Source organism: Apibacter raozihei (assembly GCF_004014855.1).
Taxonomy (GTDB): Bacteria; Bacteroidota; Bacteroidia; order Flavobacteriales; family Weeksellaceae; genus Apibacter; species Apibacter raozihei.
Window position 1 is genome coordinate 181,609 of sequence record NZ_CP034930.1, and the last position, 17,418, is coordinate 199,026.

The following is a 17,418-nucleotide window of genomic DNA, read 5'->3' on the forward strand; positions in this document are numbered from 1 at the left end:
ATAAAAATTAGAAGCAAAAGTATAGTAACTTAGTCAGTAAATGATAACCAATTTGGTATAAAAAATAATGGATATGGTACAATGCGTATTTTTACGGAAATAAATGGAACCCCTTCTTTAGATATAAAAATTAAGGATGATATGGATATTCACTCACCTATAATTAAGGAACAAAAAAAGTTTTCTAATGAATGGGTTAAGGGTGAACAGGAACTTATTTATACTAATGGGTTGTGCATTCTTTATCACAAATTCACTGTAATTAAAAATTTTATTAATTTTTTCTCAATTGAAAAAGAATATATTCAGCTGTCTCTATTATTTAATGGAAATTCGCAAGTTCTTAAAAAAGAAAATAAATTTATAAAAGATATTAAAGCAGGTGTTTTGCAGCTTGCTTATCAAGAAAAAAATAACATAAAAGTACGAGTTTCCAACGATTCAATCACAATGAATTATATACGCATATTTATTTCTAAAGAATATTTTCTTGTGCTTTTAAAAAATGAGATATGGTTTACTGAAAGTACTTTACATAAAAAAATATCAGATAGTGAATACATAAATTTTGGTGAAATTATTCTACCTGTAAACTTTTCAATATTAAATATTTTTAGTGAAATAATTAACAATTCTAATAGCGGAGTATTAGGTCATAGTTATTATCATCTAAAACTTAAAGAGCTTATACTCATGATTTTTATTAATTTTTCAGCTAAATTACAAACCACTCAAAATATAAAGCTTATAGAAATTGAAAAAATTGAGATGGCTAAGGCTTATCTAAATACACATTATGAAGCTCCTCCTACCATTAGACAACTTTCCAGAATAGTTCATTTAAATGAGCTAAAGCTTAAAACAAGCTTTAAATCTTTATACAAATACACTATTCACAACTATATTATCAAATTACGTATGGAACAGGCAAATGTATTACTTTTTCAAGGGTACCCTGTCAACGAAATAGCGCTTACCATAGGTTACAAAAGTACCTCACATTTTATTGCATCTTTTAAAAAATTTTACGGAAAAACTCCCAAACAGTTTATTAATTCTTCAATCTCAAATTAAAAAATCAATTGATTTATAAAACACATTAGTAAGTTTGTAATTATAAAAAAATTGATGCTGCATATTTTTACTTAGTACCTTTTTATACTACGTAAATTATTTTTTTATAGTAGATTTGCATCTTATAACGAGATAAACGAGATTATGTTACAAGTTGCATTTATTAAAGAAAACAGAGAAAAAGTTTTTAATGGGTTAAAGAAAAGAAATTTCGCAAAACTTGACTTGATTGATGAAATTCTTTCTATGGATGAAAGCCGTAAAAAAATTCAATTCGAGTTAGATTCAGAACTAGCTGAAATGAACAAAATATCGAAAGAGGTAGGACTTTTAATGAAAGAAGGAAAAAAGGATGAGGCTGAACAATCCAAATTAAAAACTGCAACTTTAAAGGAGTCTACAAAAAAACTTCAATCGGAACTTAATGAATTAGCTTCGGTATTACAAAACTATTTATATGAAATCCCTAACATTCCTAACGAAATAGTTCCTGAAGGTAGTAGTGAAGAAAATAATCAGGAGATATTTGTACATACTGAAGAATTAGCATGTATTAACAATCCGCTTCCACATTGGGAACTGGCTAAAAAGCATGATTTGATTGACTTTGAACTGGGAGTAAAAATAACTGGTGCCGGATTTCCGGTTTATAAAGGTAAAGGTGCTCGTTTACAAAGATCTCTTATCCAGTATTTTCTTGATAAAAATTCGGAAGCAGGATATACTGAAATTGTTCCTCCCTTTGTGGTTAATGAAGCTTCGGGCTATGGTACCGGTCAACTTCCGGATAAAGAAGGACAAATGTATTATGTTAATGAAGATCGATTATACCTTATTCCTACTTCAGAAGTACCCGTAACCAATATTTACCGTGACGAACTTTTAAATCAGGAACAATTACCAGTAAAACTTACTGCTTACTCTCCTTGTTTTAGAAGAGAAGCCGGATCATATGGAAAAGATGTACGTGGACTAAACCGTCTTCACCAATTCGAAAAAGTAGAAATTGTACGTATTGAGAAACCTGAGAATTCTTATCAGGCTCTAGATGAAATGGTTGAACATGTAAAGGGTATTTTGGAGTCTTTGCAACTCACATACAGAATTTTAAGACTTTGTGGAGGCGATTTAGGCTTTACTTCTGCAATTACTTACGATTTTGAGGTATGGTCAGCAGCTCAGGGCAGATGGCTGGAAGTTAGCTCTGTTTCAAATTTTGAAACCTATCAGGCTAACAGGCTAAAACTAAGATATAAAAGTGAAGGAAAAAACCAGCTTTGTCATACATTGAATGGTTCTTCTCTTGCTCTTCCTCGAGTTCTTGCCGCTTTATTGGAAAATCATCAGATTAACGACGGAATAAAAATACCGGATGTATTAGTTCCTTACACAGGTTTCAGCCAAATTTAAAATATAAAATTTTGATATTTATTATAAAAAAATTAAAACCATTGTTTCCGGCAAATAAATTTGAAACAATGGTTTTTTTCTTTTTCTATTCTATATACCTGCTTATAGGAAGCATTTTAGTTTTTAACTCAACAATAGTATTAAATCCTGAAATACCTGTTGATGCGTATCTTGGATTTGACAATGCAATTTTTATGAGTAGTATTGTCCGTCATCCTTTGCTAAAGCTTTTTATGTATCCCATTTACATCGTTGCCAAATGTATTTATATTTGCTTTCAACTTAAAGCAGCTACTTTTTTTTATATTATTGTTTTAAATTATTTAGTAAGCTCCTCAATTATATTTATATTTAGATATTTAAGAGAAATTATAGAACTTCCGATTAAAAACTGTTTATTAATTATATTGTTTTATGGTTTTTTTTCAACTAATTTAGTTTTATCTTTTACCATAGAGTCCTATCCTTTTAGTCTATTTTCCCTCTCCATATTTACTTATATTTATACCCGTTCTCTAGTAAAAAAATACGATTTACCTACTTATTTTTATATCCTTTCATCTATTGTTATTGGCGGTATTACAATCACCAATATTTTAAAAACTTTTATACCAGGAATACTAAAAAATAAAAAAAAATCTTGGCTAAAACTAAGCGTGCTCCCTTTGTTACTTGTATTAGTTGCCTACGCATTTTCATTTAAATATATTAAAAAGTCTCTGTTACATTTCATAAGTTTTATTCCTGACAACTTAACTATAAGTGAATATACAGAAAAACTGATTTCTTTATCCTGGGGCTCAAATATACTTTTTTCTTCGTTGTACGTAAATAAAACCCCAGCTTTAACCAGTATTCTTGAAAATACATACGAATATGTTCCTCAGTATATTTATAGTCTATTTTTATTAGCAATGATTATTTTAAGTATGATAGTTAATTATAAAAATAAAGCTGTTAAATTCTTAGCCTTGGCTTTTTTAATTGATGTAGTTATTCATGCCGTTTTCAAAGTTGGCATTACAGAAGGTTATATATATGGAGGAAATTGGATATTCGTAATACCTTTGCTAATTGGATGGTTATACCATTCTTTCATTTATAAGAAAAAAGAATCAAGCATTTTAATATTGAATATTTCTTTATTACTTTGTACTATTATATTAATTGTTAACAATACTATAAGAATGGTAGAATTTATTGATTTAGCAATTAAAAATTTTAAAATATAAAAAAATGACAATCTCTGAAATACAAAAAGAACTAATTAGCGAATTCAGCTTTTTTGATGACTGGCAACAACGTTACGAATATGTTATTGAACTTGGAAAATCATTAAAAGCCATGCCCATGGATCAAAAAACAAATGACAAATTGATTAAAGGATGTCAATCACAAGTTTGGCTTAACGCTTATAGTAAAGATAATAAACTATTTTTTGAAGCTGATTCTGATGCTATTTTACCTAAAGGAATTGCTGCTATGCTAATCAGAATATATTCTGGGCAGCCAATGGACGATATATTAAAATCGAATGAAAATTTCATTCAGGAAATTGGATTACAGGAATTTTTATCCCCTACCCGAGCCAATGGTCTCTTAGCTATGATTAAACAAATTAAATATTATGCCATAGCATATTCCGTAAAAAAATAATAATTGAACTGTGAATACTAGCAAAATAAAAATACTGGTTTTCCGATTTTCTGCGATGGGTGATGTCGCAATGACTGCTCCCGTACTTAAAGAACTTACAGAACAAAACCCTGATATTGAATTAGTCATTGTTTCCAGGGGTTCTTACCAACCTTTTTTTAACTCGGTTTCAAATTCAACCTTTGTGGGTGTTAATCTGGAGGATTATAAAGGAATTGGCGGTTTGAAAAAATTAGCATCTCTGTTAGAGGGTTATAAAGCGGACATGATCGCTGATTTGCATAACGTATTAAGAACTAAAATTTTAAAATTTTTCCTTACATTCTCTGTGAAAAAAATAGCTACACTTAACAAAGGAAGAAAGGAAAAGAAAAAATTAATACAAAAAAATAATAAAACTCTCAAACCTTTGCGACAAATGTCCGAGAGATATGCAGATGTTTTTCGTGAACTTGGTTTTAAAATTCGTTTATCCCACCAATTATCCAGCCAAAATAGTAAATCTTGCCGTATTATAGGTATTGCTCCTTTTGCTAATTACAAAGAAAAAATGTTTCCATTGAAAAAAATGGAAGAACTGTGTCTTCATTTAGCAAATAATAATTACACCATTTTATTGTTCGGCGGAGGAAAAGAAGAAATCAAAATTTTAAATTCATGGGAAAATCTTAATTCTAATATACAATCTATAGCTGGAAAAAAAAGTCTGGACGAAGAAATAAAGTTAATTCAAACACTACCACTAATGATTAGCATGGATTCAGCAAATATGCATATAGCCTCACTGGCAGGCACACGCGTAATTTCCATCTGGGGAGCAACGCACCCTTTTGCCGGATTTTTAGGTTACGGACAGAAAGAAGATGATTGTGTGCAACTTAATACTCTTACCTGCAGACCTTGTTCAATATTTGGGAATAAACCTTGCTATAGAAAAGATTGGGCGTGCATGAATAACTTAGCTATTCAGGATATTTTATCTAAAATATAAACACTTACCCAACTTAATCTATTTTCTATTGTTTTTTGTATTATAAAAGCTGATCACCTCAGAGGGATTAAATGTAAAGATTTGATAAACTTTTTCATCAAATATAAAACTACCAGATTCATTCATGGGATAATGCCTATGAATTTGTAACGACTTCTCATTATTTTTTTCAACAAAAGCTGCTCCTAATACAAAATCATTTTCAAGGGTTAAACATATATGGGTTAAAAGTAAAGTAAGAATCCCTCTTCCCCTGTAACTACGTTTAATTGCAGCCGGTCCATATAAAAATATTTGTTCTTTATTCACTCGTGGGAATATATCTACTACCGACTTATATAACTCTCCTGCGGGTCCATTTTTAATAACTCCACCTTTGGATACAAGAACTACACCTGCTATTTCCCCAAAACTCTTTGCTACATAAACTCCTAAACCTTTAATAAATTTTAAAAGTAAATCTTCATTAATTTTACCTTGAACAAAACCTTGCTTCTTTCTTTCTTCTTCGGATAAATCGCTTCCTTTTGCTTCATCTAAAATACTAAGAATTTCTTTTATATCTTCCTGAACTGCTTTTTCTATTTTCATAATTATTTTTCTTCCATATAAATTTATTAAATAATTAGTTTATAAACTCGGAAAAATTCAATAATTAATTGAACGATAATTTTGTATACTGCAAAATCAGGCTTTATTTAACCCAATAATTAATAATGATTTAACTCTATTACATTATGTCATATTTACAAAAAAGATGTTATTTTAACAGAGCCTAATTTGAATATATAAAAAATTTGTACTTTTGCATTATTAATTATACAGAAAATGAAGGAAGTTCAGTTTAGACAAGCAATATGTGAAGCCATGAGCGAAGAAATGAGAAGAGATCCTTCCATTTATTTAATTGGTGAAGAAGTCGCAAATTATAATGGAGCTTACAAAGCTTCAAAAGGTATGTTAGACGAATTTGGTCCCAAAAGAATTATTGACTCCCCTATCGCTGAAGGCGGATTTTCAGGAATAAGTGTGGGTGCAGCAATGAATGGATGCAGACCTATCGTAGAATACATGACTTTTAACTTTTCATTGGTTGCTATAGATCAGATTATTAATAACGCAGCTAAAATATACCAAATGACCGGAGGACAATGGAATGTACCTATTGTATTTCGTGGTCCTACAGCCTCAGCTGGTCAATTAGGAGCAACTCACTCTCAGGCATTTGAAAGTTGGTTTGCCAACTGCCCTGGGTTAAAAGTGATAGTACCATCAAATCCTTATGATGCTAAAGGTTTATTAAAATCAGCAATACGAGATAACGATCCAGTTATTTTTATGGAATCTGAACAGATGTATGGAGATAAAATGGAAATTCCTGAGGATGAATATTTAATTCCTATAGGAGTTGCAGATATCAAAAAAGAAGGATCAGACGTTACTATAGTCTCTTTTGGAAAAATTATGAAAGTTGCTCTACAAGCAGCAGAAGAATTAGAAAAAGAAGGTATTAAAGCTGAGGTAATTGATTTAAGAACAGTACGTCCTTTAGATTATAACACAATAATAAATTCAGTTAAAAAAACCAATCGTTTAGTATTATTGATTGAAGAATGGCCTTTTGCTTCTGTTGCCAGTGAAATTGCATATATGGTACAACAAAAAGCATTTGACTATCTAGATGCACCTATTAAAAGAATTACAACCGCGGATACCTCGGCGCCTTATTCGGCCGCCTTATTCACTCACTGGTACCCTAACGCATCTCAAGTTACTAAAGCAGTAAAAGATTCTATGTATAAAAAATAATTATTTTTATATAACAAATAGCAATCTATTTAATAAAAAATATCAAGTTTATATTAATAAATTTGTGAAGAAATTAAGGTTTCAGTCAATTTAATGTAAAATTGGAACCTTAATTTTTTATAAATAATAACTTCATCCTAAAATTTATGGAGGAAAAATGTACTTTCTGCGGAAGAAAAAAATCGGAAGTTCAACTATTGATAGCCGGACTAAATGGACATATTTGTGATGAATGTATTGAGCAGGCTCATAACATTATCATACAAGAAGAAAATCATAAAAAACAAGACAAATTCGAACTTACAGTTAAAAAGCCTAAAGAAATTAAATCTTTCTTAGACGATTATGTAATTGGGCAGGAAAAAGCAAAAAAAACTTTATCCGTAGCGGTATACAACCATTATAAAAGACTCTCACATTCCCTCGAACTCAATCGAGAGGTTGAAATTGAAAAATCAAATATATTAATGGTTGGAGAAACAGGAACCGGTAAAACTTTATTAGCTAAATCAATAGCCAAACTCCTTGATGTACCTTTTACCATTGTTGATGCTACTGTACTAACTGAAGCTGGTTATGTCGGAGAAGATGTAGAGAGTATTCTTACCCGTTTACTTCAAGCCGCAGACTACGATGTTGATCGTGCTGAACAAGGGATCGTTTTTATTGATGAAATTGATAAAATAAGTCGTAAAAGCGACAATCCGAGCATAACCCGAGATGTTTCTGGAGAAGGTGTTCAGCAAGCCTTGCTGAAACTTTTAGAAGGAAGTATTATTAATGTACCGCCACAGGGAGGTAGAAAGCATCCCGATCAAAAATATATTCAGGTAAATACACAAAATATTTTATTTGTTGCCGGAGGTGCTTTTTCAGGTGTGGATAGAATTATATCCAACCGATTAAATAAAAACACAATCGGATTCGGAAAAGACAGTGAAGAAAAATTAGAGCAGGAATTAATTTTATCTAAAGTTAATTCTTTGGATTTAAAAACTTTTGGATTAATTCCAGAACTTTTAGGTCGTTTTCCGGTTATAACACATTTAGAACCTTTGGATGACGATGCCATGCTGGAAATTCTCACAAAACCAAAAAATGCAATTATAAAACAATATCAGGAATTATTTTCTTTAGATAACATTTCATTAACTTTAGATGATGACGTATTAAAAGAAATAGTTAAAGAAACCAGAAATTTAGGTTTAGGAGCAAGGGGCTTACGAAGCATTGCAGAAAATCTATTTTCTCAAATTAGCTATAACATTGACGAATATTACGGAGAACTTAATATTGACATGGAAAAATACGTTACACTCATGAAACACAAGAAAATAAAATAATTGATTTTTTATTATTTAATAAATTTTTATGTATATTTGCACCGACTAGTATATTTATTTATCATTCAACTATTAAATGCTTAATCAATGAAAATGAAATTTATACCCTTACTTCTTGTATTAGGTTTAGCAACAGCTAACTCACAGATAACCACAGCTTCAGGAGCTCAGGTATATGTGAGTACGGGAACTTTAGTATATAGTACTGGAGATATCACCGTAAAAAGCGGGACAACAAAATTCCTAAACAAAGGAAACGTAAAAATTGGGAAACTTGGAGATGCGACAACTGGAACTTATAAAGCTGACAGTGACGTAGGAGAAAATATTTTTATATTATCTTATGATGATGTTGATCAGTATGGACAATTAATCATCGAATCTGGTAATGCAGCCTCAGGTAAAATTACAAAACAGTACAATTTAAATATTAATAATCCCGGAGGTACAAATGTATATTTTGGTTCTCCTTTTGATGGATATTCTTCAGCAAATTTACTTAGTGACTTGACCAATAAGGATAAAACATCAATAGGTGATTTATCGAAATATGCATGTGTAGCCCTAAGTTGTAATCCTAGAGATTATATTAATTACCCTGTATTAGAATGGAGTAACACAAATTTAAGTTTTGATCCTTCACCGGTAACAACAAATAATCAAATAGTTTTTACCCCCTCAAAATTCTACCTTTTTAGAAAAGGTAACAATGCTGTATTTCCTGCTACTATAGATTTTACAACACTAAAATCTTTTACCGGAACTCCATTTGTATCAAGCACTACTGCTCCTGAAATAAAATTTCAAAAAAGAACTATTAAAATTGGAGATAATTCAAGAAATGCGTATAGAGTTAAATATTATACCTATTTGTCAGATCCGGGAGCTACTAGTATAACCAGTTTCCTTGCTTCAACAACAGAAGCAGCATTAAGTGCAGCCGGTTTCGGAGATTATACATATCAATTGACCAATCCTTACACATCCAATCTTAATCTTAAAACATTAACTAATAATTATACTAATATTCAAGCAATTTCCAGTTATAGAAGTATAACTAAAGGAGGTCTTGAAAAAACAAGATATACTGGACAATTATTGATAGCTACAGTAGCTGGAGCTGGTACAACAGCTGCTACATTAGTGGGTAATTCCGTTTTAGAAATTATTCCGCCTATGACCAATTTTGAAATAAAAGCAACTTCTGACGCTGCGGGAACCTCTATTAAATTTGATACTTCTACAAGCCACAAAGTTTTTGATATTAGTAGCTATTTCACAGAGGCTACCAAACCGGATCCAGCTCAAGAAACATCCTCAAGATCAATGATCAGTGCAAAATCTGTAGATTCTGAATTTACTGGATACCAATTAAATTTACAGTTATTGAATAGTAACCAAAATGAATTTATAAGCAATACCTTTGTTTTTGCATCCCCAACTACACCTACAGGTGCATTGAATGAAGTTGAGGCTTTAAATTTAGATGTGAGTTCTAATACCACTGGAGTATATACAATTCCTGAAGCCGTAACTGGTGGACCAGATCCTAATAATAGTAACACGATGCTTTACATTAACGCAATTAATACTGATGCTGCTAAAGTTGCTATACCTTTAGGAATTAACATCGCTGCTAACGATAAAGATGTTAATTATACTTTTAAAGCAGATTTAACAGAAGGAGGAAGAAAATTATCCAGTAAAAGTGTAAACTTTAGTAACCCTTCAGCTAAGTATTTCATTCATGATAAAAAGACTGGCTCAGTTACGGAATTATCACAAGATTTTATATATCCGGTAAAAATTGAAGATGATGAATATACTACTGTAAATAAAGACGGTTCTAAAACAATTAGCAGATATGAATTATTTTGGAGAGAAGTCGGAACAATGGGTACAGATGATATAAACTCAATAGATGGTGTGACTAACGTATATAAATCTGGAAGTGACTATAAAATACGTTTTAACAAAAACTGGAATAAGGCAGATGTTACCGTATTCAACGTTGTAGGTCAGCTTATTTCATCAGAAAAAAATATTAACGCTCAAGATGATTATTTACTACCAATCAAAGGTTCTTCATCAACCATGTATATTATTAAAATAGCTAATGATAAGGGTGAAACAGTAACCAAAAAAATTGTAAAGTAATAATAAAATTTATTAGAAAAAATGAAAAAATTATTTGCCGTAATATTCTTGACATTAATATATACCCAATCGTTTGCTTTTAATATTTTACAGACAACAATAGAAACTCAAGATGCTCCACCAGCTCCAGGAATTAGTCCTTTTGGTGCAGGAGATCCGGGAACACCCGAAGATCAAACTCCTATTAATTTTATTGTTCCTTTTTTAATTATAAGTGTTATAGCATTATCAGTATATATAGTTAGAAAGAATAAAACAAAAACTATATAATTAAATATAAAAAATTCATAAATTAGCCTTGTTATAATTTAACAAGGCTTTTTTATGAAAAAAATTTTAATTTTAAGCTTGCTAATAAGTTCTTTATTACAAGCTCAGTTTACGTTCAAAGGAACTATAAATAATTATCCCAATCAAAGAGTGGTAGTTAAAATAGCAAAAGCCTTTGATGAATTTTTAATTGGAAACTACACAACAGATACTTCAGGTTCTTTTTCTGTGTCAATAAAAGAAAAATATATAGGTATAATATCTATTTCTTTATTAGATGCAGTAAAAACTTATTCATTTATATCAGACAACACACCCATAAGTTTTATAGCTACTCTTAATCAGGACAATAACTTAGTATTAAATTCACCTGGTAATGAAGTTAACCGTATCTATCAGGAATATCAAATCTATAGTACAAAAAAAGACGCAGTATTACCTCAACTACAAAGTATTCAAAATTTTTATAAATCTACAGATCTTTTCTATATGCCTCTTATTAAAGAAATTTCTTCAATAATTACGCTAAAAGAACCTGATACATCAGCCTATCCATTTCTTACCTATTATATTTCGGCAGAAAATATGATAAAATCAACCGAAGCTGATGATTCTAGCAAAAATATGAATATCATAATTGACTATCTGAAAAATGCAGGTGAAGAATTCGAAACTTTTGGAATCGGACGTTCATTATTACTTAATTATCTACGAGCAACAACAGCTAATACTTCCACGCAACAACAGTGGGAAAGCAATGTTGATACCGGTATTCAAAAATTATTGGATGAAGTAGGTGAAGACACTAGCAGAGGACAAGAAGTGCTATCTGCAACCATAAATTTACTCAATGCATATGGTTTTACAAAACTAGCTAATAAGTTTTTAAGCAGAGCTGAAACCCTGACGTGTGAAATAAGTCCAGACTTAAAAGAAACTATAAATAAGAACAATACCATCAAGGAAGGAAAATTAATACCAAACGTTACGTTTACTCACAAACTAAATGGAAAATATTCTTCGTTATATGATGTAAAAGCAAAATACAAATTAATCATGGTATGGGCATCATGGTGCAGTCATTGCCAACAAGAATTACCTTACGTGAAACAATTTTACGAAAACTTTAAAAAGGCGGGTGGAGAAATAGTAGGTTTGTCAACAGATTTTGATAAAGAATCTTACGAAAATGTTATTAAAGATTTACCTTGGTTAAACGATTCCGACCTGTTATATTGGGATAGCAAATTTGCGAAAGAACTTAACGTAACCGGTACTCCTACTCTATTTTTAGTAGATCAAAATAATAAAATACTTAAAATATCAGCAAAAATATCAGATATAAATAACTTAATTAAATAATATTAACATATGTCAACAGGAATTTTCGTAGTACCTACCCCTCATAATGAGCCTGTAAGAGCTTACGCTTCCGGTTCTAAAGAACGAGAGTCACTATTAAAAACTTACAAAGAGTTATACAACCAGATTATTGAGATCCCTCAATACGTTGGAGAAGAAAAAATTTTTTCTGGAAATAAAATTGAAATTACTCCACCTCATGATCATAAACATATAGTGGGAGTATACCATAAAGGAAAAGTTGAAGATATACAAAAAGCTATAGATGCTGCATTGGAAGCAAGAAAAAAGTGGTCTGCCATGCCATGGGAGCATAGAGCTACCATATTTTTAAAAGCTGCTGATCTTGCTGCTGGAAAATATCGTGATTTATTGAATGCTTCCACAATGATTGGACAATCAAAAAATATTTTTCAAGCGGAGATTGATTCTGCTTGTGAGTTGATAGACTTTTTAAGATTTAATACACATTTTATGTCTAAAATATATTCAGAACAACCTTGCTCCTCAGAAGGAATTTGGAATCGTTCAGAATACAGACCTCTTGAAGGATTTACCTATGCAGTGACACCATTCAACTTCACAGCCATTTCGATGAATCTTCCTACTTCTATGGCTCTTATGGGGAATGTGGTTATTTGGAAACCGTCAAACAAACAAATATATTCTGCTAAAATTATTATGGACATACTTGAGGAAGCAGGACTTCCTAAAGGTGTAATTAATATGGTTATGGCTGATTCAGCGGAAACAACAAAACTTATATTATCTCATCCAGATTTTGCAGGAGTACACTTTACCGGTTCTACAAGAGTTTTCAATAGCTTTTGGAATGAAATAGGTAATAATATAAATAATTATAAAACTTATCCTAGAATTGTAGGGGAAACCGGAGGTAAAGACTTTGTGCTTGCGCATGAAAGCGCTGAACCAGTAGCTTTAGCAACAGCTCTTGTTCGAGGTGCTTTTGAATATCAAGGACAAAAATGTTCAGCAGCATCCAGAGCTTATATTCCAAAAAGTTTGTGGAGTTCTGTAGAACAAAATATGAAATCCATGCTTAATGAAATTAAAATGGGATCTCCGGAAGATAATACTAACTTTGTTAATGCAGTTATAGATCAGGGAGCCTACACAAAAATTAAGGGTTATATTGACCGTGCACAATCTTCGAACGAAGCTGAAGTAATTATCGGAGGAAAATGCGACGATAGCGTAGGATATTTTATATCTCCAACTGTAATACTTGCCAGCAATCCACACTATGAAAGTATGGTTGAAGAAATATTCGGACCCGTTTTAACCATTTATGTTTATGATGACAAAGAGTGGGATACTATATTTGAATTGGTAGATACCTCTACAGAATATTCTTTGACCGGATCTGTTTTTGCACAAGATAGATATGCTATTGTTCAGGCTTCAGAAGCTTTAAAAAATGCATCAGGTAACTTCTATATAAATGATAAACCAACCGGAGCAGTTGTTGGACAACAGCCATTCGGTGGGGCAAGAGGTTCGGGTACTAATGATAAAGCAGGTTCTTACATCAATCTTATTCGATGGGTATCTGCCAGAAGTATCAAAGAAACTTTAGTTCCTCCTGTAGACTATAAATATCCGTTTTTAGAAAAATAAGCTAAGATATTTTTTATATACAAAAATGCAGAATCGGGTTTTTATAAGTTTATAAAAACCCGATTTTTCATATTTTTGCATTATGAGTAATCTAAGTTTACATTCCTCTTTGGAATATGTTAACAGTATAGGCCCAGAAAAAGCTATATTACTTAAACAACTGGGACTTAAAACCTGTGAAGATTTACTCTATTATTTTCCTTTCCGATATGTTGATAAAAGTAAAATTTATACCATTAGTCAGCTAAATTCTTCTGCGGCCGAAATTCAACTAAAAGGGAAAATCACCTCTATTCAGGAAGTTAGTTATAATAAGAAAAAAAGAATTGTTGCAATATTTGAAGATCTTACGGGAACTATTGAACTTGTATGGTTTCAAAGTTCAAACTGGTTGATTAAAAGTATTCCTTTGCATGAGGAAATCGTTATTTACGGTAAAGTAACATCTTTTAACTCTAAGCTAAACATGGCTCATCCAGAAATAGAGAAAATTTCAGAGTTTAAAGCCGAATCAGCAACATTGGAACCCGTTTATTCCAGTTCTGAAAAATTACAAAAAAGAGGAATTAATCAACGTTTTTTAAAAAAAATAGTTAGAGAAGTCCTAAATAATACTATAGAAGAAATTCAAGAAAATTTATCAAATAAGATTATTTCAGACTATAAACTTATATCAAGAAAAGACGCATTTGTAGAAATACATTTTCCAAAAAATTATCAATCTCTACAAAAGTCAGAATATCGATTAAAGTTTGAAGAGATGTTTTTTTTTCAGTTAGGCTTTGGCTTGCAAAAAATTTATAGACAAAAAACTACTCCTGGACATTCATTTGAGCATATCGGTACGTATTTTAATGAGTTTTATAATAACCATCTTCCTTTTAGTCTGACTTCAGCTCAGAAAAGAGTTATAAAAGAAATTAGAAAAGATCTTCGTCAGAATATTCAAATGAATCGTCTGCTACAAGGAGACGTAGGAAGTGGAAAAACCATGGTTGCACTTCTTTCGATGCTGATAGCTATAGATAATGGTTTTCAGGCAACTTTACTTGCTCCTACAGAGATTTTAGCTATGCAACATTTTAATGGAATATCTGAATATCTTACATCTATGAATGTTTCTGTCTCTCTTCTTACCGGATCCACATCTACTGCTGAAAGAAAAATAATACACAGAAAACTTGAGGAGGGTAATCTAAACATTTTAATTGGGACTCATGCAATTTTAGAAGATAAGGTGAAATTTTCAAATTTAGGTTTGGCTATTATTGATGAGCAACATAGATTTGGTGTTGAACAACGCTCTAAATTATGGAAAAAAAACTCAATAGCTCCACATATATTGGTTATGACAGCCACACCAATTCCCAGAACTCTTGCAATGAGTTATTACAGTGATCTGGACGTTTCTGTTATTGATGAACTACCGGCTGGTAGGAAAGAAATTAAAACTTATCACAGAACAGATGCACAAAGACTGACCGTTTTTAAATTTATCAGAGATGAAATAGCTAAAGGCAGACAAGTTTATATTGTTTATCCGCTAATTGAAGAAAGTGAAACTTTGGATTATAAAGATTTAATGGATGGATACGAGAGTATCGTAAGAGAATTCCCGCTACCAGAATATCAAATCAGCATTGTTCATGGAAGAATGAAGCCTTCTGATAAAGATTATGAAATGCAAAGGTTTATTAATCACCAGACCCATATAATGATAGCAACAACAGTTATTGAAGTGGGTGTTAATGTTCCTAATGCTTCGGTGATGATTATTGAAAGTGCAGAAAAGTTCGGATTATCGCAGTTACACCAGCTCAGAGGCCGTGTAGGCAGAGGAGCAGAGCAGTCCTACTGCATTTTAATGACCAAGTCTGAGTTAAATCCGGAAGCTTTGAAAAGAATAACTACCATGTGTGAAACTAACGATGGCTTTCGTATTTCTGAAGTGGATTTAGAATTGCGTGGACCTGGAAATCTTTTAGGAACTAAACAAAGTGGTGTTATTGACTTAAAAAAAACAAATCTAGTTCAGGATAAGATCATAGTTTCTCTTTCAAAATCAGCTGTTGATCTATTGCTAACAACCGATCCAAAACTTCAGCTTGAAGAAAATAAAATTATAAAGAGTTATTTTTTGAAACATCATAAAAATCAATTTCATTGGGCAAAGATAAGCTAAATAAAAAAGTTGAATAAATTCAACTTTTTTATTATTATTTATTTAGAAGTAATGATAAATTTTAAAACTTCTTTAATCCCTTTTTCATAAACCAAATCATTCATTTTAGTATACTCATTACAAAATTTATTGTTTTCAAGTAATTTATTACTTGAAAAAGGAGATAATAAAAGAAAGTCTAATGAATTATTGCTATTAATATTTTTTTCATCTTCATCATCTAACCAAGGTTCATTAATAGGGAATGAATGTCCTGTATCATCTTTTTTATATTTTAAATAATGGCGATACGAAGCGACAAAAAAAGCCAGTCGAGTCATATCTTTGTTTTCATTGAGCATCTTATTTAGGTTAGGCATTATATAAACAGGTATTTTTGAAACACCGTCTGCACAAAGACGACTTATCTGGTCACTTACTGATGAATTAGCGAAACGTTCAATTAATACTTGTTTGTATTCAGTAAGATTAATTCCTTCCGGTTCTTTGACATAAGGAGTGATATCTAAATTCATAAAATCTTTAACATATTGAATTATAAGATTATCTTTCATAGCTTCATCAACTTTTCTGTATCCCATTAAAAAAGAAGGATAAGAGAGAAGAGTATGTGAGGCATTCAATAAACTTAACTTCATATTTTCAAATACAGATACATCTTCTGTCATTTGAACACCTACTTTTCCCCAATCAGGCCTTCCAGCAATAAAATTATCTTCTACTACCCATTGTATAAAATCTTCACAATAAACCGGTGCTAAATCATTAATATTATTTTTTTTGTTTAGTCGTTCCTTATCTTCTTCAGATACAGCCGGAGTAATTCTATCAACCATTGCATTGGGAAACGTTATATTATTTTCAACCCATGTCGATAATTCTTCATCTTGAGCTTTTATAAATGATAAAAAAGCTTTTTTAGCTGTATTTCCATTATGTTGTAAGTTATCGCAAGATAAAATTGTTATGGGCTTATTGATTGTATTTTTCCTTTTTCTTAATCCTGCAGCTATATAGCCAAATACCGTTGTAGGTTTATTGTTAGTATTCAAATCTGATTGAATTGATGGAGTATTCAACATAAAATCACCTGAGGATTTATTAATATTATAACCACCTTCTGTTATTGTCAGAGTAATAATTTTAATGTTAGGATCTGCTATTTTTTGAATAATTTTTTCGGAATCTTCCATAGCCCATAATGACTCTACTATAGAACCTATCATACATGTTTTATCTATTCCATCCCTACCAAAAATAGTAAGACTATACAGGTTATCCTGACTTTTTAATGCTTTGTACAGATTTTCATCACCAGGTAAAAGACTTACTCCACATACTCCCCAATTCTTTTGATTCGGATCTTCTAACAAACTATTGATATAATATTCCTGATGCGCCCGATGGAAATTTCCAAGTCCTATATGCAGTATACCGGGTTTAATTTTTTCTCTGTCATATTTTAGCGATAAAATATTATTATTAACAGACCATTTTTTTAGTGTTTCATTATCCATATACTTACG

Annotated in this window: 14 protein-coding genes; 12 read left to right on the forward strand and 2 right to left on the reverse strand. The window is 31.1% G+C overall.

What is annotated here, in order from left to right; translation table 11 throughout:
• Positions 1-81 precede the first annotated feature (81 nt).
• The 5 genes from EOV51_RS00860 to EOV51_RS00880 all read left to right on the forward strand — a co-directional run bounded on the left by EOV51_RS00860 (position 82) and on the right by EOV51_RS00880 (position 5,131).
• The gene (locus tag EOV51_RS00860; protein ID WP_128148892.1) at positions 82-1,074 is read left to right on the forward strand and encodes a helix-turn-helix domain-containing protein; all 993 of its coding nucleotides are present in this window, start codon (positions 82-84) and stop codon (positions 1,072-1,074) included.
• Positions 1,075-1,218: 144 nt separating this feature from the next.
• Positions 1,219-2,484, forward strand: a complete 1,266-nt coding sequence (gene serS, locus EOV51_RS00865; protein WP_128148894.1) for a serine--tRNA ligase — start codon at positions 1,219-1,221, stop codon at positions 2,482-2,484.
• 11 nt (positions 2,485-2,495) lie between these two features.
• Entirely contained in the window at positions 2,496-3,716 is a 1,221-nt protein-coding gene (locus tag EOV51_RS00870) for a DUF6080 domain-containing protein (RefSeq protein ID WP_128148896.1), read from the forward strand.
• Positions 3,717-3,720: 4 nt separating this feature from the next.
• Entirely contained in the window at positions 3,721-4,140 is a 420-nt protein-coding gene (locus EOV51_RS00875) for a SufE family protein (protein WP_128148898.1), read from the forward strand.
• Between the two features lie 25 nt (positions 4,141-4,165).
• Positions 4,166-5,131 carry a glycosyltransferase family 9 protein gene (locus EOV51_RS00880; RefSeq protein ID WP_128153263.1) on the forward strand — a complete coding sequence of 322 codons (966 nt, stop codon included), beginning with the start codon at positions 4,166-4,168 and terminating at the stop codon, positions 5,129-5,131.
• 18 nt (positions 5,132-5,149) lie between these two features.
• Here the strand turns inward: EOV51_RS00880 and EOV51_RS00885 are convergent, their stop codons facing one another.
• Complete coding sequence (locus EOV51_RS00885; protein WP_128148900.1) at positions 5,150-5,722, reverse strand: hypothetical protein; 573 nt, start codon at positions 5,720-5,722, stop codon at positions 5,150-5,152.
• A gap of 237 nt (positions 5,723-5,959) precedes the next feature.
• Here EOV51_RS00885 and EOV51_RS00890 point away from each other — a divergent pair, with 237 nt between their 5' ends.
• From EOV51_RS00890 to recG, 7 genes are all read left to right on the forward strand, one after another.
• Positions 5,960-6,940 carry a pyruvate dehydrogenase complex E1 component subunit beta gene (locus EOV51_RS00890; RefSeq protein ID WP_128148902.1) on the forward strand — a complete coding sequence of 327 codons (981 nt, stop codon included), beginning with the start codon at positions 5,960-5,962 and terminating at the stop codon, positions 6,938-6,940.
• Between the two features lie 146 nt (positions 6,941-7,086).
• Positions 7,087-8,283 carry an ATP-dependent Clp protease ATP-binding subunit ClpX gene (clpX, locus tag EOV51_RS00895; protein ID WP_128148904.1) on the forward strand — a complete coding sequence of 399 codons (1,197 nt, stop codon included), beginning with the start codon at positions 7,087-7,089 and terminating at the stop codon, positions 8,281-8,283.
• Between the two features lie 93 nt (positions 8,284-8,376).
• Positions 8,377-10,440 carry a T9SS type A sorting domain-containing protein gene (locus EOV51_RS00900; RefSeq protein WP_228427658.1) on the forward strand — a complete coding sequence of 688 codons (2,064 nt, stop codon included), beginning with the start codon at positions 8,377-8,379 and terminating at the stop codon, positions 10,438-10,440.
• 21 nt (positions 10,441-10,461) lie between these two features.
• Positions 10,462-10,710, forward strand: a complete 249-nt coding sequence (locus EOV51_RS00905; RefSeq protein ID WP_128148908.1) for a hypothetical protein — start codon at positions 10,462-10,464, stop codon at positions 10,708-10,710.
• A 54-nt stretch (positions 10,711-10,764) separates the two neighbouring features.
• Positions 10,765-12,072 carry a TlpA family protein disulfide reductase gene (locus EOV51_RS00910; protein ID WP_128148910.1) on the forward strand — a complete coding sequence of 436 codons (1,308 nt, stop codon included), beginning with the start codon at positions 10,765-10,767 and terminating at the stop codon, positions 12,070-12,072.
• Between the two features lie 9 nt (positions 12,073-12,081).
• Entirely contained in the window at positions 12,082-13,710 is a 1,629-nt protein-coding gene (pruA, locus tag EOV51_RS00915) for an L-glutamate gamma-semialdehyde dehydrogenase (protein WP_128148912.1), read from the forward strand.
• A gap of 82 nt (positions 13,711-13,792) precedes the next feature.
• Positions 13,793-15,892, forward strand: coding sequence for an ATP-dependent DNA helicase RecG (gene recG, locus EOV51_RS00920; protein ID WP_128148915.1), 2,100 nt, complete (start codon positions 13,793-13,795; stop codon positions 15,890-15,892).
• Positions 15,893-15,930: 38 nt separating this feature from the next.
• Here recG and EOV51_RS00925 read toward each other — a convergent pair whose 3' ends face one another.
• Positions 15,931-17,409 (reverse strand): mannitol dehydrogenase family protein, encoded by a 1,479-nt coding sequence (locus EOV51_RS00925; RefSeq protein WP_128148917.1) that lies wholly within the window; start codon positions 17,407-17,409, stop codon positions 15,931-15,933.
• Positions 17,410-17,418: the final 9 nt, after the last annotated feature.

Coding starts and splice junctions, on each gene's coding strand:
- EOV51_RS00860 (WP_128148892.1), top strand. CDS start 82: ATGCGTATTTTTACGGAAATAAATGGAACCCCTTCTTTAGATATAAAA.
- serS (WP_128148894.1), top strand. CDS start 1,219: ATGTTACAAGTTGCATTTATTAAAGAAAACAGAGAAAAAGTTTTTAAT.
- EOV51_RS00875 (WP_128148898.1), top strand. CDS start 3,721: ATGACAATCTCTGAAATACAAAAAGAACTAATTAGCGAATTCAGCTTT.
- EOV51_RS00885 (WP_128148900.1), bottom strand. CDS start 5,722: ATGAAAATAGAAAAAGCAGTTCAGGAAGATATAAAAGAAATTCTTAGT.
- EOV51_RS00890 (WP_128148902.1), top strand. CDS start 5,960: ATGAAGGAAGTTCAGTTTAGACAAGCAATATGTGAAGCCATGAGCGAA.
- clpX (WP_128148904.1), top strand. CDS start 7,087: ATGGAGGAAAAATGTACTTTCTGCGGAAGAAAAAAATCGGAAGTTCAA.
- EOV51_RS00900 (WP_228427658.1), top strand. CDS start 8,377: ATGAAATTTATACCCTTACTTCTTGTATTAGGTTTAGCAACAGCTAAC.
- EOV51_RS00905 (WP_128148908.1), top strand. CDS start 10,462: ATGAAAAAATTATTTGCCGTAATATTCTTGACATTAATATATACCCAA.
- EOV51_RS00910 (WP_128148910.1), top strand. CDS start 10,765: ATGAAAAAAATTTTAATTTTAAGCTTGCTAATAAGTTCTTTATTACAA.
- pruA (WP_128148912.1), top strand. CDS start 12,082: ATGTCAACAGGAATTTTCGTAGTACCTACCCCTCATAATGAGCCTGTA.
- recG (WP_128148915.1), top strand. CDS start 13,793: ATGAGTAATCTAAGTTTACATTCCTCTTTGGAATATGTTAACAGTATA.
- EOV51_RS00925 (WP_128148917.1), bottom strand. CDS start 17,409: ATGGATAATGAAACACTAAAAAAATGGTCTGTTAATAATAATATTTTA.